18 protein-coding genes and 1 pseudogene are annotated in these 21,672 nt (G+C 71.8%); 10 read left to right on the forward strand and 9 right to left on the reverse strand.

The genetic code is table 11. The features are described 5' to 3' along the window. Positions 1 to 43: 43 nt before the first annotated feature. The gene (locus IE134_RS03285; protein ID WP_010061084.1) at positions 44 to 1,147 is read left to right on the forward strand and encodes a citrate synthase 2; all 1,104 of its coding nucleotides are present in this window, start codon (positions 44 to 46) and stop codon (positions 1,145 to 1,147) included. A 97-nt stretch (positions 1,148 to 1,244) separates the two neighbouring features. Further along, entirely contained in the window at positions 1,245 to 1,787 is a 543-nt protein-coding gene (locus tag IE134_RS03290) for a VOC family protein (RefSeq protein ID WP_030709541.1), read from the forward strand. Between the two features lie 24 nt (positions 1,788 to 1,811). On the opposite strand, the gene IE134_RS03295 is transcribed toward IE134_RS03290, so the two are convergent. Continuing rightward, the gene (locus tag IE134_RS03295; protein WP_126930974.1) at positions 1,812 to 2,486 is read right to left on the reverse strand and encodes an SAM-dependent methyltransferase; all 675 of its coding nucleotides are present in this window, start codon (positions 2,484 to 2,486) and stop codon (positions 1,812 to 1,814) included. 97 nt (positions 2,487 to 2,583) lie between these two features. On the opposite strand from IE134_RS03295, the gene IE134_RS03300 reads away from it, so the two are divergent. The 8 genes and pseudogenes from IE134_RS03300 to IE134_RS03335 all read left to right on the forward strand — a co-directional run. Then, positions 2,584 to 3,225: a helix-turn-helix domain-containing protein gene (locus tag IE134_RS03300; protein ID WP_098016362.1), complete on the forward strand. Its 642-nt coding sequence runs from the start codon at positions 2,584 to 2,586 to the stop codon at positions 3,223 to 3,225. Continuing rightward, on the forward strand, positions 3,212 to 3,958 hold the full coding sequence (locus IE134_RS03305) for a nucleoside/nucleotide kinase family protein (RefSeq protein WP_126930975.1): 747 nt from the start codon (positions 3,212 to 3,214) through the stop codon (positions 3,956 to 3,958). The genes IE134_RS03300 and IE134_RS03305 overlap by 14 nt, the downstream gene beginning before the upstream one ends. After that, positions 3,955 to 5,190: a hypothetical protein gene (locus IE134_RS03310; RefSeq protein WP_189429529.1), complete on the forward strand. Its 1,236-nt coding sequence runs from the start codon at positions 3,955 to 3,957 to the stop codon at positions 5,188 to 5,190. Before IE134_RS03305 ends, IE134_RS03310 begins: the two co-directional genes overlap by 4 nt. Continuing rightward, the gene (locus tag IE134_RS03315) at positions 5,174 to 5,953 is read left to right on the forward strand and encodes an alpha-ketoglutarate-dependent dioxygenase AlkB (protein WP_189429530.1); all 780 of its coding nucleotides are present in this window, start codon (positions 5,174 to 5,176) and stop codon (positions 5,951 to 5,953) included. The genes IE134_RS03310 and IE134_RS03315 overlap by 17 nt, the downstream gene beginning before the upstream one ends. A gap of 251 nt (positions 5,954 to 6,204) precedes the next feature. Then, complete coding sequence (locus IE134_RS03320) at positions 6,205 to 7,395, forward strand: alanine--tRNA ligase-related protein (protein ID WP_030709554.1); 1,191 nt, start codon at positions 6,205 to 6,207, stop codon at positions 7,393 to 7,395. Positions 7,396 to 7,566: 171 nt separating this feature from the next. After that, positions 7,567 to 9,219, forward strand: a complete 1,653-nt coding sequence (locus tag IE134_RS03325; protein ID WP_030709556.1) for a hypothetical protein — start codon at positions 7,567 to 7,569, stop codon at positions 9,217 to 9,219. Between the two features lie 201 nt (positions 9,220 to 9,420). Beyond that, on the forward strand, positions 9,421 to 10,662 hold the full coding sequence (locus tag IE134_RS03330; protein ID WP_030709557.1) for a serine hydrolase domain-containing protein: 1,242 nt from the start codon (positions 9,421 to 9,423) through the stop codon (positions 10,660 to 10,662). Between the two features lie 33 nt (positions 10,663 to 10,695). Next, a pseudogene (locus tag IE134_RS03335) lies at positions 10,696 to 10,959 on the forward strand (DUF4440 domain-containing protein); the annotation flags it as partial. A gap of 42 nt (positions 10,960 to 11,001) precedes the next feature. On the opposite strand, the gene IE134_RS03340 reads toward IE134_RS03335, so the two are convergent. The 8 genes from IE134_RS03340 to IE134_RS03375 form a co-directional block, all read right to left on the reverse strand. After that, the gene (locus tag IE134_RS03340; RefSeq protein ID WP_030709558.1) at positions 11,002 to 11,610 is read right to left on the reverse strand and encodes a TetR/AcrR family transcriptional regulator; all 609 of its coding nucleotides are present in this window, start codon (positions 11,608 to 11,610) and stop codon (positions 11,002 to 11,004) included. Beyond that, positions 11,598 to 12,332, reverse strand: a complete 735-nt coding sequence (locus IE134_RS03345; RefSeq protein WP_098016358.1) for an enoyl-CoA hydratase family protein — start codon at positions 12,330 to 12,332, stop codon at positions 11,598 to 11,600. The genes IE134_RS03340 and IE134_RS03345 overlap by 13 nt, the downstream gene beginning before the upstream one ends. Beyond that, positions 12,329 to 13,930, reverse strand: coding sequence for a 4-coumarate--CoA ligase family protein (locus IE134_RS03350; RefSeq protein ID WP_126930978.1), 1,602 nt, complete (start codon positions 13,928 to 13,930; stop codon positions 12,329 to 12,331). Before IE134_RS03350 ends, IE134_RS03345 begins: the two co-directional genes overlap by 4 nt. A gap of 151 nt (positions 13,931 to 14,081) precedes the next feature. After that, positions 14,082 to 15,251 (reverse strand): acyl-CoA dehydrogenase family protein, encoded by a 1,170-nt coding sequence (locus IE134_RS03355; RefSeq protein ID WP_030709562.1) that lies wholly within the window; start codon positions 15,249 to 15,251, stop codon positions 14,082 to 14,084. Further along, positions 15,248 to 17,272, reverse strand: a complete 2,025-nt coding sequence (locus IE134_RS03360; protein WP_189429531.1) for an ATP-binding protein — start codon at positions 17,270 to 17,272, stop codon at positions 15,248 to 15,250. Before IE134_RS03360 ends, IE134_RS03355 begins: the two co-directional genes overlap by 4 nt. A gap of 34 nt (positions 17,273 to 17,306) precedes the next feature. After that, positions 17,307 to 18,905, reverse strand: a complete 1,599-nt coding sequence (locus IE134_RS03365; protein ID WP_189429532.1) for an acyl-CoA carboxylase subunit beta — start codon at positions 18,903 to 18,905, stop codon at positions 17,307 to 17,309. Continuing rightward, the gene (locus IE134_RS03370; protein WP_189429533.1) at positions 18,902 to 20,638 is read right to left on the reverse strand and encodes an acyclic terpene utilization AtuA family protein; all 1,737 of its coding nucleotides are present in this window, start codon (positions 20,636 to 20,638) and stop codon (positions 18,902 to 18,904) included. The genes IE134_RS03365 and IE134_RS03370 overlap by 4 nt, the downstream gene beginning before the upstream one ends. Beyond that, positions 20,635 to 21,438: a TIGR03084 family metal-binding protein gene (locus IE134_RS03375; protein WP_189429534.1), complete on the reverse strand. Its 804-nt coding sequence runs from the start codon at positions 21,436 to 21,438 to the stop codon at positions 20,635 to 20,637. Before IE134_RS03375 ends, IE134_RS03370 begins: the two co-directional genes overlap by 4 nt. Positions 21,439 to 21,672: the final 234 nt, after the last annotated feature.

The raw sequence follows: 21,672 nt of genomic DNA on the forward strand, positions 1-21,672 counted from the left end.
GCCGCGCACCGCCCGTCGCCCGCCGAACTGAGGGAGCCGCCTGATGTCCGACTTCGTACCCGGTCTTGAGGGAGTCGTCGCGTTCGAAACGGAGATCGCCGAACCGGACAAGGAAGGCGGTTCGCTCCGTTATCGCGGGGTCGACATCGAGGATCTGGTCGGTCACGTCTCCTTCGGCAACGTGTGGGGCCTGCTGGTGGACGGGGCGTTCAACCCCGGCCTGCCGCCCGCCGAGCCGTTCCCGATCCCCGTGCACTCGGGTGACATCCGGGTCGACGTCCAGTCCGCGCTGGCGATGCTCGCCCCGGTCTGGGGCCTGAAGCCGCTGCTGGACATCGACGAGGCGACCGCCCGGGACGACCTGGCGCGGGCCGCGGTGATGGCCCTGTCGTACGTCGCCCAGTCGGCGCGCGGCCAGGGACTGCCGATGGTGCCCCAGAGCGAGATCGACAAGGCCCACTCGGTGGTCGAACGCTTCATGATCCGCTGGCGCGGCGAGCCGGACCCGAAGCACGTGAAGGCGGTCGACGCGTACTGGACGTCGGCGGCGGAGCACGGCATGAACGCCTCCACGTTCACGGCCCGGGTCATCGCCTCGACGGGCGCGGACGTCGCGGCCGCCCTGTCCGGAGCGGTGGGCGCGATGTCGGGCCCGCTGCACGGCGGGGCCCCGTCCCGGGTCCTCGGCATGATCGAGGAGATCGAGCGGACGGGCGACGCGACCGCGTACGTGAAGCAGGCCCTGGACCGGGGTGAGCGCCTGATGGGCTTCGGCCACCGCGTCTACCGCGCCGAGGACCCGCGCGCCCGCGTCCTGCGCCGCACGGCCCGCGAACTGGCCGCCCCGCGCTTCGAGGTGGCGGAGGCACTGGAGAAGGCGGCCCTGGAGGAGCTGCACAACCGCCGCCCGGACCGGGTCCTGGCGACGAACGTGGAGTTCTGGGCGGCGATCGTGCTGGACTTCGCGGAGGTCCCGGCGCACATGTTCACCTCGATGTTCACGTGTGCCCGTACGGCGGGCTGGTCGGCGCACATCCTGGAGCAGAAGCGCACGGGCCGCCTGGTCCGCCCGTCGGCGACGTACGTGGGCCCGGGCACGCGGAACCCGCGCGAGATCAGCGGGTACGAGGACATCGTCGCGGGCTGAGCCGGGGCCGGGGGTGTTCCCAGAGCGGTGAACGTGCCGGTGCGGGGTAGGCGTACCGGCACGTTTCCGGCGCATTCCCGGCACGAGGAGGCAGACCATGAGCACGCCCCGCCCGTCCCTGACCCTGTCCAGCACGGTTCTCGACGCTCCGGACGCGGCGGAGTTGGCGGACTTCTACCGCCGCCTCCTGGGGTGGGAGACCGTCCAGGATGAGCCCGGCTGGGTGAAGCTGCTGCCACCCGGCGGCGGCTCGGGCCTGGGCTTCCAGACGGAGAAGGCGTACGTGCCCCCGGCCTGGCCCGCCTCCCCCGGCGACCAGCTGATGATGCTGCACCTGGACTTCGAGGTGACGGACCTGGAGACGGCCGTGGCCCACGCGGTCGCGGAGGGCGCGACACCGGCGGAGTTCCAGCCGCAGCACGACGTACGGGTGCTGTTCGACCCGGTGGGCCACCCGTTCTGCCTGTTCGTGAACGAAGAGGCCCCGGGCGAGCCCCCGGCGATCAGCCCCGAGTGGGTGGCGGAGCAGACGCGGGAGATCGCCGAGCAGGACCGGCTGACGGTCCAGGACGCGGTGGCCCCGGACCCGTCGGCCCCGGCGGCCCCGCCACGGCAGGCGGAGCCGGACACTCTGACGTGACGCGGATCCGGCGGACTGCGTGACTCAGTCCTGGTGGGCGCGGCGGACGGCGATGACGTTGTCGGTGACGGTCGCGGTCTCGCCGCCGGGCCCGGTGGCGGTCCGCTCGGGCGCGTGACAGCGCTCGGTGCGCCATCCGTCGCCGAGCCGCAGGGACGCGAGGACCTCGTCGGGGCTGGGGAACGTCACGTCCTCGTGGCCGTCCCGCCAGGACCACGGGGCGAGCGAGGCGTGCTCGACCAGGACGAGGAGACCGCCGGGGGCGACGGCTTCGGCGGCGCGCCGGAGGACCTGTTCGCGGGGGATCTCCACAGGGGTGTGGAAGTAGCTCGCGGTGACCAGGTCGAAGGCCCCGTCGGGGAAGGTCCGGGCGAGGTCGTGCCGGCTCGGGTGGACGCGGTCGGCCAGCCCGGCCGCGTCAGCCCCGGCGCCGACCCGTTCCAGGGCGGTCGCCGAGACGTCGACGGCGGTGACGTCCCAGCCGAGCGAGGCGAGCCAGAGGGCGTCGCCGCCGTGCCCGCAGCCGAGGTCGAGCGCACGGTCGCCGCGACCGCCCGGCTCGGGGGCCAGGGCGGTGACGGCCTCGGCGAGGACGGCGTTGGGCCGGGTGCCCCACTGAGGGTCGACGCCGGCGTAGTGGTTCTCCCAGAACGCGGCGGAGTCGGTGGTGTCGGTGGCACGGGTGGTGTCGCTGCTCACGGCGGATTCCTCTCGTTTCTCTCTTCCCCTGAGGAGGACGGTGCGCCGCGGCCTGCCGCCCTTGCAAGCTTCCATGCCGTTTCGGCAACCTGGGGGCATGGGAGACATGGAAGGACAGCCACCAGCGGCGCGGGGCGCCGAGGACCGGGACGGCGTCCTGGCCGCGGTGGGCCCCCGCCTGCGCGAACTGCGGCGCAGGCACGGCATGACGCTGGCCGAACTGGCGGAGCGGACCGGGATCAACGAGAGCACCCTGTCCCGCCTGGAGGGCGGCACGCGCAAGCCGACGCTGGAACTGCTGCTGCCGCTGGCGGAGGTCCACGCGGTCCCACTGGACGAACTGGTGGGCGCACCCCGCACCGGCGACCCGCGCATCCACCTCCGCCCGGTGACGCGGGACGGCCTCACGTACGTACCGCTGAGCCGCCCGGGAGGGGTCCAGGCCCACAAGCTGCTGATCCGCCCGAGCCCGGCGGGCACGGAACCGACCCTGCGGACCCACGAGGGCTTCGAGTGGCTGTACGTCCTGGCCGGCCGGCTCCGCCTGCTCCTGGGCGAGCGGTCCCTCGTCCTGAAGCCCGGCGAGGCGGCCGAGTTCGACACGCATGTCCCCCACTGGCTCGGCTCCGACGACGACCGCACCGTGGAACTGCTCGTCCTCTTCGGCCACCAGGGCGAACGGGCCCACCTGAGGGCCCGCCAGGAGCCTTTGCGAGGATCGGCGGATGGGACACCCTGAGGCAGCATCCGTCAGCCACTCGCCCTCGACCTGGCAACAGCCGCACCCCGCACCGGCTTCGGCGGATCGCAGCGCCCTGACGAAGGCGCTCGCGGAACGCGTACGGGCCCTTGGAACCGGTCGGCTCCTGGTCGGCATCGACGGCTTCACGGCGGCGGGGAAGACGAGCTTCGGCCACGAACTGGCAGCGCACATAGCCGAGTCGGGGCGTCCGGTGCTCCGGGCCACGCTGGACGACTTCAAGAACCCGTGGAAGGACCGGCACCTGTACGACCGGGAGTCGGGCGAGGGCTACTACCGCAACGCGTACGACTACGCCTCGGCCAAGCGCCTCCTGCTGGACCCCGCCCGCTCGCCGGAGGCGGAGTCGTGCGCCCTGTGCTCGATCGACCCGCTGACACAGGACAGCCACGCGGCCGAAACGGCCCCCCTCGCCCCGGACTCCGTCCTGATCGTGGACGGCGTCTTCGCGTTCCGGCCCGAGATCGACGCGTACTGGGACTTCCGGATCTGGATGGACGTGGACGCCGAACTCTCCGTACGCCGCGGCGCGGAACGCGACCAGGACTGGGCGGGCTCGGACGCGGAGGCGATCCACCGAAACCGGTACCTGGTGGCGGAGCGTCTCTACCTCGACGAGGTGGACCCGCTGCCGAGGATGGACGCGGTGGTGGACAACACGGACTTCGCGCGGCCGCGCTTGATGTCCGCGAAAGGGCAGGTGGCGTGGTGACGTACGCGACGGAGGCGTCGGAGGCCCGCATCGACGAGGCGGGCAACGTCCTGGTCGCCCCTTCGGGCCTGCGGAACGACGACGCGATCAGGGACTTCTTCGGGTCCACGATCACTCCGGAGGAGCTCGCCTCCGATCCGCCCGACCTCGCGCGGAAGACCGTCTATGTGTGCGGCGACCTGTCCGCCGTATCCGACGATCAACTGCGCGCCGCCGACCGGGTGTTCGTGATCCGGGAGCTGTCGCACGGTGACGACGGGGGCACCGGCCGCCCGTGGACGGCCGTCGGCCTCGGCCGCGTCCCCCTGCGGGTGCACGGGGTCGGTGTGTACTACCGCCGCTTCTTCGCAGTCGACGCCGACCACTTCGGACGGATCAGCTCGGAGCATGTGTTCCAGTCCCTGACGGAGTCCACGAAGCCGGGAACGTCCCATCGCAGCGGGATCTATCTGACGCCCGTCACGCAGGACGGCGAGGAACGGCACTTCCGGCTGCTCCGGTGCTCTACGAATCTCTCGGGTCCGACCGAGACGTTCCGCCCGACCGACACGAGCGTGGTCGAGGAGCTGAACCGCGAGGCGGACACCGTCTTCCGGGATCACGCACCGCTGAACCACGTCCTCGCCCAGATCTACCGCAACACCCGTGCCACGGCCGAGCGCAAGCAGGCCAAGGCCAAGATCTCGGCCCACGCCGACAAGACCAAGGACATGCCGGCCAACGGCATCATGGCCTTCTGCACCTTCTACGACGGGCTCGACCGTCTGCGGCCGATGCCCGGCGACGACTTCGACCACGGAGTGAAGGGGTCCAGCGGACTCACCCGACTCCACTTCCGCCTCAAGGAGACGGCCGAGGAACGGGACACGGCGGCTGCGCTTCCCCGGCATTTCAGCATCACTCTCCACCCCGGCTCGGTCTTCTTCATGCCGCTGTCCACCAACCGCCTGTACACGCACGAAATCCGGCCCTCGGGGCTGGACGCCGAACTGCTCCCGACCCGCCTGGGGTATGTGGTGCGCTGTTCGAGCACCGAGGCCGTGCACAAGGACGGGCACACGTTCCTCAAAGTGGCCGGAGACCTGGTGAAGCTGGAGCCGCCCACGCAAGAGGGAATGGAGGACCTGCGCAAGCTGTACGCCGAGGAGAACAGGACGTCGTCCTTCATCGATTACGGCGACGATTTCCGCTTCAGCATGAACTCGGGAGACTACGTTGCCCCCGGAATCTAGGATCTCGGGAATCCCCGACGACATCCTGACCTGCACCGTCCCGGCCGAGGAAGGCCTCTTCGCGGAACTGTCGGCGTCGGCCCTTCTGGAGGACGCGGGAAAGGGCCGCCGAGGCGCTGTGCTCACCAGGGTCGACGCGACGGGCGGCGTGCCTCTCGTGCGTACGACCACGCGGTACAGCACCCCGGCGCAACGCTTCCGCCCGGTCCACGAGCGCCTGGCCCAGCAGATCCGGGACCGCGCGGGACTGCCGACCGGCTTCAACAACGCCCTGTTCGAGAGCTACACGAACACGTACCGGACCATGGGCGCCCACTCCGACCAGGCCCTGGATCTGGCCGACGACTCATTCATCGCCGTCTTCTCCTGCTATCGGAACCCGGAGGCCGGCCCACCGAGGAAGCTGATCTTCACATCGAAGGACACGGACGAGGCGAAGTTCGAGGTCCCTCTCACGCACGACAGCGTGGTCGCTTTCTCGGTCGCTTCGAATCGCCGCCTGAAACACAGGATTGTCCTGGACTCGCCCGGAAAGGCAGAGGAGAACGAATGGCTGGGGTTGACGCTCCGAACATCGAAGACCTCGGTCCGGTTTCGGGACGGCCACGCCTGCCTCCCGGAGGGCGCGCGGCTCGTCCTGGCCGACGATGAACAGAGGAGCGAGTTCTACCGGCTGCGGCGTCGCGAGAACCAGGAAACGGATTTCGCCTATCCCCCGCTGACGTACACGATCAGCGAGAGCGACCTGATGCAGCCGGTCTGACCCGCCGGATATGCGGATGCCCCACCGACCGGACCCGCGTTAGGGTCGCCGTATGAACGTCACCGGCCGAAGCACCACCACCGCCACCGCGCGAGCGACCAGCTCGCCGGTTGCCGCCGCCTGACGTCCTCTTCCCCCGGCGACCGGAAACGGTCCGTCGGTAGTGCCGCGGAGCCTCTGGCCCCGGCCGGGTGACTGCACGGTCCCGTTCTCCGGTGCCTCCCCCGCTGCCCCGCGAAGGAGCCACCCCCATGCGTACGGACCAGCTCATCAGGACGTTCGTCGAGTATTACGAAGAACGCGGCCACCGCCGGATCACCGGCTCGACCCTGCTGCCACCCCCCGGCGACCCCGTCCTCTTCACGACCTCCGGCATGCACCCGCTCACCCCCTACTTGGAGGGCCGGCCTCACCCCCTGGGGAAGCGCCTGGTCAACGTGCAGCGCTGTCTGCGCACCACGGACCTGGACGAGGTCGGGGACGCCACGCACCTGACGGTCTTCGAGATGCTGGGCACCTGGTCGCTCGGCGACTACGGGGGCCCGCTCAGCCTGGACTGGGGGTACGGGCTGCTGACCGAGGGCCTGGGGATCGACCCCGGCCTGCTGCACGCCACGGTCTACGCCGGCGACGACCGGACAGGGCGGGACACCGATTCCCTCGAACTGTGGCAGGGCCTCGGCGTCCCCGTGGAACTCACGGTGGAGGACAACTGGTGGCCGAAGAGCGTGGACGACAACGAGGGTGACGGCCCCGTCGGCCCCTGCGGCCCCGATTCGGAGATCTTCCTCTGGAGCGGCGACGGCCCGCCGCAGTCGACACCCACCCGCGACGACCGCTGGGTGGAGGTGTGGAACCACGTGACGATGACGCACCGCCGCCTCGCCGACGGCTCGCTCGCACCGCTGCCCCAGCGCAACGTCGACACCGGCCTCGGCCTGGAGCGCCTGGCCTCCCTGCTCCAAGGCAAGCCGTCCGTCTTCGCCTGCGACGTCTTCGACCCGTGGCGCCGTCTCGTACCGCCCCTGTGGCCCCTGGAGGAGCCCGATCTCCGCCTGGTCAGCGACCATCTGCGCTCGGCCGTCGTGGTGCTCGGCGACGGCGTGCGCCCGTCCAGCACCGGCAGGGGTTATGTGCTGCGCCGCCTGGTCCGCCGGGTGCTCACCGTGCTGTGGCGGCAGGACGCCTCACGCAGCCTCGGGGACCTGCCGGAGGACCTGGTCCGGCACACCCTGGACCACTTCCGCCAGGACGTCCGCCCGGGCGACGTGCTCCGGACCCTGCTCGACGAGGAGCAGCGCTTCGGCCGCCTCCTGGAACGCGGCCGCCGCGTACTCGCCCGCCCCCGCTTCCAGGGCCCGCTGTCCGAGGAGGACTTCCACTACCTGCACGACACGCATGGACTGCCGCGCGACCTGGTGACGAGCCTGCGCCAGGAGTGAGAACGCGCGCAGCGGACGGTCCCCGGCCTGCGAGGCGGGGACCGTCCCCAACAACCGCCCGATCAGATCCAGTTCGGAGATTCGATGTTGCGATCCCAGGCGGCCGGCTGAAAGCCTCCGTGTACCCGGCACCGACATCAGTCGGGTCGGCAACGGAGGGAACACCCACGCATGCCCCCAAGTCGCATACGCCGCACAGGGCTGGCCGCCGCCGCGGCGACCCTGCTCGCGCTCACCGGCCTCTCGCTCCCCGCCCAGGCGGACGAGACGCCCCCGCCCGTCCCGCAGAACCTGATCCAGGACCCCCCGGTCACCAAGGCCGAGGCGCCCCCGGCGGGCGTTCAGGCGTGGGCGGGGCCGGGTGGTGCCGCCGATCCGGACGAGTTCACGCTGGCGCCGGGCGTCATGAACGCGACGACCACCTCACGGGTGAAGCGGCTCGACGCGGTGCTGCCCAAGCAGGGCGTACAGAATCTGCTCGTGGCCGCCAACCGCACCATCAGCCCGTGGTGTTCACGCGATCCGTTCAACACGGCTCCCGACCCGGATCTCAAGTACTGCCTGCAGGACGACGATTCCACCTCGCACGAGTGGATCCCGCAGGCCATGACCGGCGTCTCGGACGCCAGGGACAACGAGCTGTACGGCGCTGCCGGGAACATCCAGCTCTTCGCCTCGTACGACAACAACGACCCGGGGCGCGACAACAACAAGGACAAGTACGGCGACTGCACGGAGGCGGAGGCCAAGAAGCGCGACTCCTGCAACCAGAAGGGGATCCGCATCACCTTCGTGCAGAGCCGCACGAACCCGGCCACGGGCAGCCCCGAGGTGAAGTACCGGCACGTCCTGCTGGGCTGGACGTTCATCAACAGCGCGAACCACGTGTCCTTCGACGGTGTTCACTCCGCCGAGGGGGACCCGGACGCGGATCCGGACAAGTTCATGCAGAACGGTGTCCACGCCGGGGGCATGGTCTGGTACGGGAACTTCCTGTACGTGGCCGACACCCGTAACGGCATCCGGGTCTTCGACATGGAGAAGATCATGGACCTGGACCCGGACGGCGACGGCAAGGCCGGCGACACGATGGGCAAGGACGGGGCCGACGACAAGACGACCACTGCCAATGTCGAGGACAAGTCGAAGGTCGGCCGTCACGACAACGTCTGGTACAGCTACGGCTACCGCTACGTGATGCCGCAGGTCGCCGCCTGGAAGTTCCGGGCCGCGCAGAAGAACCCGACCGCCCAGGCCGACAAGTACAAGTGCGCCACCACGGGCCGTCCGAAGGCCTCGTACCTCTCCCTCGACCGCAGTACACGCCCTGACCGGCTGCTCCTCGGCGAGTACTGCCGCCCGGCGGGCTCGACGACGTACCCGTCGACCGGCCGCATCGCCTCCTACCCGGTAGCAGAGCTCGAAGGCCGCACCAACGATGTGAAGGCCGAGGGCTGGGCCAACTACCTGCCGCTGGCGACGGGCGGGGCCCAGGGCGCGGTCGCGCACGACGGCACGCTCTACGTCAACGAGAGCAAGGGGACCGACGAGCCGAGCAACCTGTGGCGCTACCAGTGGGTCGGCGGTGAGTTGAGCGCCGGGGGCCGGGCCCCGATCAAGACGGCCACCGGTGCCGAGGACCTCTACTACGAGCGCGGCGCGGGCCGTCTCTGGTCGGCCTCCGAGCACTGGGAAGGCGCCGTGAACGCGAAGCTGGCCGAGGACGGCAAGCCGGAGGGGTGCCTCACCGGACCCACCAGTGCCCACATCTGTCAGCGCGTGCTCTACGCCCACAAGCTGAGCTGGGTGAACTCCCAGCCGTAAGCGCTGCCTGCCGGAAGACCACACACGAGCGGCCCCGGGGGAGCACCTGCTCCCCCGGGGCCGTTCCCTTCCCGTGCGGCTCCGAACGAGTGGACTTGGCGGGACGCGGCAGGGACGCGGCGCGTGGTCCGGTGGCCGGATGGTGTCGTTGCCGTCCGCTCCCCGCTTCCTCCCCTCCCCCGCCTGGAAAGGCCCTCCGCCATGCGACGCCGCTCCCCCACCCGACGCCTCCTCGCCGCGACGCTGCTCGCGGCGTCCGTCCTGGCCCCGATGGCCGTGGCCCCCGCCCCGGCAGTACACGCCGCAGGCTCCGACCAGCACGGACAACACGGCAGGCACGGACAGCACGGCGAGGACGACTGTCCGCCGGGCGGCCTCGATCCCGCGCTGACCGCCGAGCTGGACCGGACCATCGACGAGGTCCGCGAGCAGGCCGGGATCCCCGGCGCCGTCGTCGGGCTGTGGATGCCGGGGAAGGGGAGCTACGTCCACGCGAGCGGCGTCGCCGATACGGTCACCCGCGAGCCGATGTCGGCCGACCTCCGGGTCCGGATCGGCAGCGAGACGAAGACCTTCACCGTGACCGCGCTCCTCCAGCTCGTCGACGAGAAGCGCGTCAAGCTGGACGACCCGATCTCCGCCTACGTCCCCGGCGTGCGCAACGGCGACCGCATCACGTTGCGCCAGCTCGCCGGGATGCGCAGCGGCCTGTTCCCGTACACCTCCGACCCGGGGTTCGTGCACGACCTGCTGAGCGACCCGTACCGCTCCTTCACACCGCGAGAAGTGCTCGCGTACGGCATGAAGCACAAGAACACCTTCAAGCCGGACGCGCAGTTCCAGTACTCCAACTCCAACCTCGTCCTGCTCGGTCTGGTGATCGAGAAGGTCACCGGTCGACGCCTCGACCGCGTCATCCACGAACGGGTGCTGCGCCCCGCCCGGCTGCACAACACGCTCTTCCCGACCGGGGCCGAGTTCCCCGAGCCGCACGCGCACGGCTACACCGACCAGACGCTCAGCGGCGAGACCGAGGACTCCACGGACTGGAACCCCAGCTGGGCCTGGGCCGCCGGTGCGATGATCTCCGACCTGCACGACCTGCGCCGCTGGGCCAAGGTCGTCGCCACCGGAGAGCTGCTGAGCCCCAAGACCCAGGCGCAGCGGCTCATGACCCGGCCGACCGGATTCCCGGGGCTCGGCTACGGCCTCGGCATCTTCGAGACCGGCGGCTGGATCGGCCACAACGGGTCCCTGCCGGGGTACGAGACGGTCACCGTCTACCTGCCCGCGCAGAAGGCCACCCTGGTCATCATGATCAACACGGACTCGCTCAGCGGGGGCCAGGAGCCGTCCACGCTGCTCGCCCGTGCGGTCACCCAACTCGCCACGCCGGACCACGTGTACGACGGGAGCGCAACGCAGGGGCGTGGCACTGCCTGAGGTCACCCGCGCGACGCGGCACCCTCTCGGGTCTCGGGGCGGCGGTGGACGTACGAGGAGATGCTCGCCGCTCTCCCCGAGCTGGAGGGCGGGGGCGGCGACAGCGGGGGCGGACCTCGGTTCGAGCCCTCCGGGATGGGCGGGGTCCTCCTCGCCCCCGGGATCGTGCATCTCACGTACGAGACCGTCTTCGACGGCCGCCGGGCCCGCCGCAGTTCGCTGTGGCGCCGGCGGGACGGGGAGACGGCCTGGCGGATGTACTACCACCAGGCCACGCCCGTCCCCGCCGGCGACTGACCGGCGCGGCAGCCAGGTGGCCCCCAAAGGCGCCACGAACCCTCACCCCAGCCCCTCCTCCACCAGCGCCGCCCACTGCGCCACCACCCGCTCCCGGCGGGCCGTGTCGTCGGTGAGGAGGTTGGCGAGGCCCAGGCCGCGGGCCATGTCCAGGAGGCCCTGGACCGTTTCTCGGGAGCCCGGGCGGGACTCGTCCGCGCCGAGGAGCTCGACCGCGATGCGGTGGGTCTCGCGGCCCACCCGCGCCTCCAGTTCCGTGACGCGCGGCCGGAGTTGGGCCTCGTTGGAGGCGGCCACCCAGAGCTGGAGCGCCGCCCGGAACAGCCGGCCCGTGTAGAGGTCGACCAGGGCCGCGACCACCTCGGCGCGGCCCTGGACGGGGAGCGCGCGCAGGGCGGCGGAGCGTTCCTCGGCGACGTACTCCACCGCGCCGGTGAACAGGTCCTCGCGGGTCGGGAAGTGGTGCTGGGCCGCGCCGCGCGAGACGCCGGCCCGTTCGGCGACGACGGAGACGGTGGAGCCCGCCCAGCCGTGTTCGGCCAGGCAGGCCACCGCCGCCTCCAGGAGCCGCTGCCGCGTCGCCCGGCTGCGGTCCTGCTTGGGCGCGTGAGCGGCCCGGGGAGCAGAGGAGGAAGAGGTCACCGCACCCATGCCGGGTCCCGTCGTTCGAGGAAGGCCGTCATCCCCTCCCTCGCCTCGTCGGAGGCGAACAACGCGGCGGAGCGGGCGATGAGGTCTTCGGCGTACTGGTCGAAGCTCCTCAGCACCGTAGCCGTGACCAGCTCCTTCGATGCGGCCAGCCCCTGGGGCGAGGCCCGGCGCAGGCCGTCCAGGACGGGTACGAGGGCTTTGTCCACGTTCTCGGCGGCCACCGTGACCAGGCCGATCCTCGCCGCCTCCGCCGCGTCGAACCGCTCCCCGGTGAGGTAATAGCGGTTCGCCGCCGTGCGGTCCACGCGCGGGAGCAGGGTGAGGGAGATCACCGCCGGGGCCAGGCCCAGGCGGGACTCCGTGAGGGCGAAGGACGACGCCTCGCCCGCCACCGCGATGTCGCACGCCGCCAGCAGGCCCAGGCCGCCCGCCCGGACATGGCCGGTCACCCGGGCCACCACCGGCTTCGGCAGCGCCACGACCTCCCGCATCAGGCCCACGAACGCCTCCGGGTCCGGCGGAGCCTTCAGATCCGCCCCGGCGCAGAACGTCGAACCCGTATGGGCCAGCACCACCGCCCGTACGGTCTCGTCGGCCGCACAGTCCGCCAGGGCGTCGCGCAACTCCCCGACCAGCGCCGCCGACAGCGCGTTGCGGTTGGCCGGGGAGTCCAGCGTCAGGGTCGCGATGCCCCGCTCCCCCGTCCGATCGATCAGGGTCACGTCTCGTCCGTCCTCTCCGTCTTCTCCGTCTTCTCGCGGTCGCGTAGCTCGCGCCGGAGGATCTTGCCCGAGGCCGCCCGCGGCACCGCCTCGATGAACTCGGCCCGCCGCACCTTCTTGTACGGGGAGACGCGCTCGGCGACGTACGCCATCACCTCGTCCTCGGTCAGGGCCTCCGCCCCCGGTCCCCGGACCAGGAACGCCTTCGGGACCTCGTTGCCCTCCGCGTCGTAGACCCCGATCACCGCCGCGTCCGCCACCTCATCGTGGGTGAGGAGCAGGGCCTCCAGCTCGGCGGGGGCGACCTGGTAGCCCTTGTACTTGATCAGCTCCTTCACCCGGTCGACGACGTACAGCCAGCCGTCCTCGTCCGCCCGGCCGACGTCGCCCGTGTGCACCCAGCCGTCCTCGTCGATCATCGCGGCCGTGGCGTCCGCGCGGCCCAGGTAGCCCTTCATCACCTGCGGGCCCCGGATCAGGATCTCGCCGTCCGAACCCGGCTCCGCGTCCTTCGCCGGGTCCTCCAGCGACACGATCCGCATCTCGGTGTTCGGCAGCAGCTTGCCGACCGTGCCCGGCGGCGGCTGCTCGACGGAGAGCGGCACCACGTGCGTACCCGGCGAGAGCTCCGTCATCCCGTACGCCTGCCGCACCGGCGGCACCCCCAGCCGGGCCGAACACGCCGCCGCCAGCTCGGCGTCCAGCGGGGCGGCGGCGCTGACGATGTACTGGAGCGAGGTCAGGTCGTACTCCCCGACCAGCGGGTGCTTCGCCAGTGCCAGCACGATCGGCGGAGCCACGTACAGACCGGAGATGCGGTGCGTCTGGATGGCCTCCAGGAACTGGGCCAGGTCGAAGCGGGGCAGCACGACGACCGTCGAGCCGCAGCGCAGCGGGACGTTCATCAGGGCCGTGAGGCCGTAGATGTGGAAGAACGGCAACACCGCCAGGATGCGGTCGCCCTCGCCCATGGGGATGAACGGTCGCAGCTGCTCCAGGTTGGTCGCGATCGACCGGTGCGTCAGCATCACGCCCTTGGGCGTGCCCGTCGTGCCGGAACTGTACGGGAGGGCCGCCACGTCCTCGCCGGGGTCGATCGCGATCTCCGGCTCGGGGGCCGTGGAGGACAGCATGTCCAGGATGGAGGTGTGGCCCTCCGCCTGGTCGCAGACGTAGATCTCCCTTATCCCGCCTGTCAGTTCGGCCGCGCGGCGAGCGGTCGGCAGGAGTGGGGAGACCGTGACGATCCACTTCGCCCCGCTGTCCGCGAGCTGTTTGGCGAACTCCTCGGGGGTGGCCAGCGGGTGGACCGTGGTGACCGAGGCTCCGGCGCGGGTGGCCCCGTAGAAGACGGCGGGGTAGGCGATGGTGTTCGGGCTGTGGAGTGCGAGGACGTCGCCCTTCCTGAGGCCCGCCTCGGCGAGCGCGGCGGCGATCCGCCGGTGGAATCCGTCGAGTTGGGCGTACGTGAGGGACATGCCGTTCGTCCCGTCGATCAGGGCGACGGTGTCACCGAACCCGGCGGCCCCGCCGAGAACCGCGTCGTGGATGGGTGTGTCGAGGGCCGTTACGTCTGCGTACTCGCTGCGGAACACCATGGCGGTCCCCTGTCGTCGCGGTCGCCCGCGCCGCCCGGGTGGCGGCGCGGGACGCCGTGCGGGTGTGGAGTGTGGAGGGTCAGAATCACCCCTGTGGGGGAGGGATGGGGAGGGGTCGGACGCGTTTCTCTCCAGACAGGGAGAACGGGGACTAGTACGACTTCGGCAGGCCCAGCGACTGGTGCGAGACGTAGTTCAGGATCATCTCGCGGCTGACCGGGGCTATCCGGGCCACCCGCGACGCGGTGATCAGGGACGCTAGGCCGTACTCCCGGGTCAGGCCGTTGCCGCCGAGGGTGTGGACCGCCTGGTCGACAGCCTTCACGCACGCCTCCCCGGCCGCGTACTTCGCCATGTTGGCCGCCTCGCCCGCCCCGATGTCGTCGCCCTCGTCGTACAGCCGCGCCGCCTTCTGCATCATCAGGCGCGACAGCTCCAGGTCGATGTGCGCGGTGGCGAGCGGGTGCGCGATGGCCTGGTGGGAGCCGATGGGCTCCTTCCAGACCTGGCGGGTCCGGGCGTACTCCACGGCCCTGGAGAGCGCGAAGCGGCCCATCCCGATGCCGAACGCCGCCGTCATGATCCGCTCGGGGTTCAGCCCGGCGAAGAGCTGGAGCAGACCCGCGTCCTCGTCGCCGACCAGGGCGTTCGCCGGCAGTCGCACGTCGTCGAGGACCAGCTCGAACTGCTTCTCGGGAGCGTGGAGTTCCATGTCGATCTGGTTCCGGCCGAACCCGGGGGCTTCACGCGGAACGATGAACAGGCAGGGCTTCAGCCTCCCGGAGCGGGCGTCCTCGGTCCGGCCCACGATCAGGGTGGCGTCGGCTATGTCGACGCCGGAGACGAAGACCTTGCGTCCGGTGAGGACCCAGTCGTCGCCGTCGCGGCGGGCGGTGGTGGTGATGCGGTGGGAGTTCGATCCGGCGTCGGGCTCGGTGATACCGAAAGCCATGGTGAGGCTGCCGTCGGCGAGGCCCGGCAGCCATGTCCGCTTCTGCTCCTCCGTGCCGAAGCGGGCGATGACCGTGCCGCAGATCGCGGGCGACACGATCATCATCAGGAGCGGCGATCCGGCCGCACCCAACTCCTCCAGGACGATGGAGAGTTCGGCCATTCCGCCGCCCCCGCCGCCGTACTCCTCGGGGAGGTTCACCCCGAGGTAGCCGAGCTTCGCGGCCTCCGCCCACAGTTCGTCGGTGTGCTTGCCCTCGCGGATGACGGTGGTCATGTAGTCGCGCCCGTACCGCTTCCCGAGGGCGGCGACGGCTGCGCGCAGGGCCTGGTGCTCTTCGGTTTCGAGGGCGGTGCGTGCGGTGCTCATGCGGTCTCCTCCGGTACGGGAACGGGTACGGGGGTGGCGGCCGGGCCCTCCTGGACCACGGCGAGCAGCGCGCCGACCTCGACCTGGTGGCCGGGCGCGGCGTGCAGGGCGGTGAGGGTGCCGGAGGCGGGCGCGAGGATGCGGTGTTCCATCTTCATCGCCTCCAGCCAGATCAGCGGCTGCCCGGCCTCGACGGTGACCCCGGCGGCCAGGCCCTCCGCCAGGCGGACGACGGTGCCGGGCATCGGGGCGAGCAGGGAGCCGGGGGCGGTGTGCGTGGCGGGGTCGGTGAAGCGGGGCAGGGCGGTGAAGGTGTACGAGGCGTCGGCGGCGTCCACGTGGACCCGGTCGGCGTGGGTGGTGATGGCGAAGTGCCGGGTCACGCCGTCGACTTCGAGCGTGACGCGGTCGGGGGTGACGGTCAGGACCCGGGTTCCGGTGGTCTCGTACGGTTCCGGGGTCCCGGTGCGCGGGGTGCGGTAGGCGACCTCGTGTACCGTTCCGTCGGGTTCGCTGCGGTAGCGCTTGCGCTGGGGCTGCGATGGCACGTTGCGCCAGGCTCCGAAGCGGGCCGGGGCGGGGCCGCCGGGGCGCGTGGGACGTACGGCTTCCGCGCCGCGTACGGCTTCCGGACCGCGTACGGCTTCCGCCAGAGTCGCGGCGAGGGCGGCCGTGGCGGGGTCCCGGTCGGCTCCCGGGGCGGTGAGGTCGGCCAGGTGCCGGTCGTAGAAGCCGGTGTCCAGGCGGGCCGCCGCGAAGTCCGGGTGGCGCAGCGAGCGTACGAGCAGGTCGCGGTTGGTGACCGGGCCGTGGACGCGGGCCCTCTCCAGCGCGCGGGCCAGCAGGCGGACGGCCTCGGTACGGGTCGGGGCGTGGGCGATCACCTTGGCGATCATCGGGTCGTAGTGCACGCCGATGGTGTCACCGCCGGTGTACCCGGTGTCCAGGCGCAGGCCGGGGCCCTCCGGCACCTCCAGGGTGAGCAGCGCGCCGGTCTGCGGCTGCCAGTCGCGGGCCGGGTCCTCGGCGTAGAGCCGGGCCTCCACCGCGTGGCCGGACGGCTGCGGGGGCTCGGGGGACGGCAGCGGCTCGCCCTCCGCGACCCGTAGCTGCAGGGTGACGAGGTCGAGCCCGAACACGGCCTCCGTGACGGGGTGTTCGACCTGGAGGCGGGTGTTCATCTCCAGGAAGTACGGGCGGCCCTCGGCGGAGACCAGGAACTCCACGGTGCCCGCGCCCCGGTAGCCGACCGCCCGGGCGGCGGCCACGGCCGCCTCGTGGAGCCGGGTCCGCAGCGCCTCGTCGAGACCGGGCGCGGGGGCCTCCTCGATGACCTTCTGGTGGCGGCGCTGGAGCGAGCAGTCCCGGGTGCCGAGCGCCCACACGGTGTCGTGCGCGTCCGCCATCACCTGGACCTCGACGTGCCGGCCGCGCTCCACGTACGGCTCGGCGAACACCTCCCCGTCCCCGAAGGCGGAGGCGGCCTCGGCAGCGGCCGCCAGCAACTCGCCGGGTAGTGCGTCGAGTTCGCGGACGATTCGCATGCCGCGTCCGCCGCCGCCCGCCGCCGCCTTCAGCAGGAGCGGCAGGTCGTCGGGGCCCGCCGTCGCCGGGTCCACGGGGGCCAGCAGCGGCACCCCCGCCCCGGCCATCAGCTCCTTGGCCCGGGTCTTGGAGGCCATCAGCTCGATGGCCTTCACCGGCGGGCCCACCCACACGAGCCCCGCGTCCTGCACGGCGGCGGCGAAGGCGGCGTTCTCGGAGAGGAAGCCGTAGCCGGGATGCACGGCGTCCGCCCCGGCGGCCCGCGCGGCGGCCACGACGAGTTCGTCGCGCAGATAAGTGTCGGCGGGGGCCGCGCCCGGCAGCCGTACGGCGAGGTCCGCCTCCCGTACGTGCAGGGCGTCGGCGTCCGCGTCGGAGTACACGGCGACGGTGGTGATGCCCAGGTCGCGGCAGGTGCGGAAGATCCGGCAGGCGATCTCGCCCCGGTTGGCGACGAGCAACGTGGTGATGGCCATGCGAGCCCCATCGGTAGCGGTGGTCATCTGGGCCTCACATCCGGAAGACGCCGAAGCCGCCGCGGGCGCCCTCGACCGGTGCGGTGTGGATCGCGGACAGGCACATCCCGAGGACGGTCCGGGTGTCGCGCGGGTCGATGACCCCGTCGTCGTACAGCCGCCCGGACAGGAACATCGGCAGCGACTCCGCCTCGATCTGCTGCTCCACCAAGGCGCGCAGCCCGGCGTCCGCCTCGTCGTCGTACGGCTGCCCCTTCGCGGCGGCCGAGGCGCGGGCGACGATGGAGAGGACGCCCGCGAGCTGCTGCGGGCCCATGACGGCGGACTTGCTGCTGGGCCAGGCGAAGAGGAAGCGCGGATCGTAGGCGCGGCCGCACATGCCGTAGTGGCCGGCCCCGTAGGACGCGCCCATCAGGACCGACAGATGCGGGACCTTCGAGTTCGCCACCGCGTTGATCATCATCGCGCCGTGCTTGATGATGCCGCCCTGTTCGTACTCCTTGCCGACCATGTAGCCGGTGGTGTTGTGGAGGAAGAGGAGCGGGATGTCGCGCTGGTTGGCGAGCTGGATGAACTGCGCGGCCTTCTGCGACTCCTCGCTGAACAGCACCCCCTGGGCGTTGGCGAGGATGCCGACCGGGTAGCCGTGGAGCCGCGCCCAGCCGGTGACCAGGCTCGGCCCGTACAGCGGCTTGAAGGTGTCGAAGTCCGAGCCGTCGACCAGGCGGGCGATGACCTCGCGCGGGTCGAACGGGGCCTTCAGATCGCCCGGCACGATGCCGAGCAGCTCGTCCTCGTCGTACTTCGGCGGCTCTGCGGGGCCCGGATCGGTGTGTGCCTTGCGCCAGTTGAGCCGGGCGACGATGCGCCGCGCCTGCCGGATCGCGTCGTGCTCGTCCACGGCGAAGTGGTCGGCGAGCCCCGACGTACGGGCGTGCATCTCGGCCCCGCCGAGGGACTCGTCGTCGCTCTCCTCGCCGGTGGCCATCTTCACCAGGGGCGGGCCGCCGAGGAAGACCTTGGACTGCTCCTTGATCATCACGGTGTGGTCGGACATGCCGGGGACGTACGCGCCTCCGGCGGTGGAGTTGCCGAACACGACGGCCACGGTGGGGATTCCGGCGGCGGAGAGCCGGGTGAGGTCCCGGAAGAGCGCCCCGCCGGGGATGAAGATCTCCTTCTGGGAGGGCAGGTCGGCGCCGCCCGACTCCACCAGACTGATCACCGGGAGCCGGTTGGCGAAGGCGATCTCGTTGGCGCGCAGGGCCTTCTTCAACGTCCACGGGTTCGACGCCCCGCCGCGTACGGTCGGATCGTTGGCGGTGATCAGGCATTCGACGCCCTCGACCACCCCGATCCCGGTGACGAGCGAGGCCCCGACGGCGCAGTCGCTGCCCCAGGCGGCCAGCGGCGACAGCTCCAGGAACGGGGTGTCGGGGTCGACGAGGAGCTCGATCCGCTCCCGGGCCGGGAGCTTGCCGCGCCCCCGGTGCCGGGTCACGTACTTCTCGCCGCCGCCCGCGAGCGCCTTGGCGTGCTCGGTCTCCAGCTCGGCGAGCTTCTCCGCCATGCTGCCCCGATTCGCCGCGTACTCGGGGCTGTTGGTGTCGAGCGCGGTGGGCAGGACGGTCATGCGGTCACCTCCGGGGCATCGATGCCTTCGAGCAGGGCCACGGGGATCGGCAGCCACCGGGACCGCAGCCACTCCCCCAGCGCCTTGGCCTGCGGGTCGAACCGGGCCTGGGCGGCGACGCCTTCGCCCAGCAGACCGTGCACGGTGAAGTTCAGGGCACGGAGGTTGGGCAGTACATGGCGGACGACCGTCAAGTCAGCTGTCTCCGGCAGGAGTTCCTTGAACCGCTCGGCGCTCAGTTCGTGCGCCAGCCACCGCCAGGCGTCGTCGTCGCGCACCCAGACGCCCACGTTGGCGTCGCCGCCCTTGTCGCCGCTGCGCGCGCCCGCGATCAGACCGAGGGGGGCGCGGCGGGTGGGGCCGGAGGGGTACGGGTCGGGGAGCGGCGGTTCCTCGACCTCGGCCAACTCCTGTGTGTGAGCGGGCGGTTTCATCACCTCCCGGGTCCCGTCCGGCAGCACGGCGAGGTGCTCGACCTCCGCCGCCGGTACGGGCCGGGCCTCGAACACCCCGTAGGGCGCGCCCTTTCCGGGCGGGGCGGTGACGTGGAAGCCCGGGTAGCTGCCGAGGGCCAGTTCGATGGCGGCCCCGGAGACGGTTCGGCCGACCGCCTCGGCGTCCTGGTCGCGGACGACGAGCCGGAGCAGGGCGCTGGCCCGCTCCTCGGTGTCGGCGTCGGCGTGGTCGGTACGGGCCAGTTCCCAGCGCACCTCGGCGGGCGGGCGGGCGCCGCCGCGCTCCAGGGCGTCGGCGAACTGGTCCTTCACCAGCGCCGCCTTGGTCTCGATGTCGAGGCCGGTGAGGACGAACACGACCTCGTTGCGCCAGCCACCGAGCCGGGTCAGCCCGGCCTTGAGGGTGGGCGGCGGGGCCTCGCCGCGTACCCCGTCGATCCGGACCCGGTCCGGGCCGTCGGGCGTGAGGCGCACGGTGTCGAGGCGGGCGGTGACGTCGGGGCCCGCGTACCGGGCTCCGCCGGTCTCGTACAGGAGTTGGGCGGTGACGGTGGAGAGGTCGACGACCCCGCCCGTACCGTCGTGCTTGGTGATGACGGACGAGCCGTCGGCGTGGATCTCGGCGAGCGGGAAGCCGGGGCGGCGGAGGCGGGCGGGGTCGTGCTCGCCGAAGAAGGCGTGGTTCCCGCCGGTCGCCTGCGTACCGCACTCCAGGACGTGCCCGGCGACCACGGCCCCCGCGAGCGCGTCCAGGTCGTCCGGGCCCCAGCCGAAGTGGGCGGCGGCGGGCCCGGTGACGAGGGCCGCGTCGGTGACCCGGCCGGTGACGACGACATCGGCCCCGGCCCGCAGACAGGCGGCGATCCCGGAGCCGCCGAGGTAGGCGTTGGCGGTGAGGAACCCGTCCGGGACGGGCAGGCTGTCGCCCTCGACGTGCGCGACGGTGACGGGCACGCCGACCTTGTCCGCCAACTGCCGCAGCGCGTCCGCGAGTCCGGCCGGGTTGAGGCCGCCCGCGTTGGCGACGATCTTCACCCCGCGCTCGTGGGCGAGGCCGAGCCCTTCCTCCAACTGGCTCAGGAAGGTGGTGGCGTAGCCCTTCTGCGGGTCCTTGAGGCGGCTGCGGCCGAGGATGAGCATGGTCAGCTCGGCGAGGTAGTCGCCGGTGAGGACGTCGAGGGGGCCGCCGGTGAGCATCTCGCGCAGGGCGTCGAAGCGGTCGCCGTAGAAGCCGGAGGCGTTGCCGATGCGAAGGGCGGGGGCGGGGGTGCCGCTCATCGGGTCTCCCGCTCCGCGCGGGGCAGCCGGCCCGGCCCCGGCGGTCCTGCGAAGGCCTGGGCGATGCCGAGCCACTGGTCGGCGTCCCGGCCCTCTGCGGTGACCGCGAGGTCGGAGCGGTGGGCGCGCTGGGTGACCAGGAGGCAGAAGTCGAGGAGCGGGCCGGTGATCCGCTGGGCGGCGCCTTCGGGCCCGTACGCGATCATCTCGCCGTCGGCCGTACGGAGTTCGACGCGGAACTCCTCCTCGGGCGCGGTGATCCCCCGTACCGCGTAGGCGTAGTTCCGGGCCCGTACGCCGATCCGGGCCACATGCCGGAGCCGGGCGGTGGGGGTCCGGGTCACCCCGAGCGCGTCGGCGATGTCCTGGCCGTGGGCCCAGGTCTCCATGAGCCGGGCGGTCGCCATGGACGCGACGCTCATCGGCGGCCCGTACCAGGGGATCCGGGTGCCGGCCGGGGCGTCGCGGAGGACCTTGTCGAGCCTCGCCCGGCCCTCGCGCCAGCGGGCGAGCAGGGCGTCCGGGGCGTGGGCGGCGACCAGGGCGTCGGCCGCCTCGTCGACGAAGGCCTCGGGGGCGGCCAGGGCCTTGGCGACCTCGTCGCCGAACCGGTCCGGCTCCGTGGCGGCCAGCAGGGCGACCTCGTCGGTCCAGCTGAGATGGGCGATCTGATGGGCGACGGTCCACCGGTCGGCAGGCGTCGGACCGCGCCAGCCCGCGCCACCCAACTCCTGCACCAGTTCGTCGAGTTCGTCGCTCTCCTCGCGCAGATCGTCGATCACGGCTACGACAGCGGACACGTGCGCTCCCCTCGGGACCGGGTGTGGTGCCCAGGAGCATGGCAGCGCACCGGTAAACAATCAAGCACGCTTGCATGATTTTAGGCCCGCGGTGTTCCGGAGATCCGTAAAGGCAGCGGGCGCGGGAACGGTTCGGCGGCCTCGGGGCGTCTCCACCGAGGAGAAGCGGCGGACCTTACCTCCCAGTAGAACGGATCGGAAGGTTCCTTAGGGAAAGATTCAAGTCAATCACAC

The sequence above is a fragment of the Streptomyces rubiginosohelvolus genome, from assembly GCF_014649875.1.
Classification (GTDB): Bacteria; Actinomycetota; Actinomycetes; order Streptomycetales; family Streptomycetaceae; genus Streptomyces; species Streptomyces rubiginosohelvolus.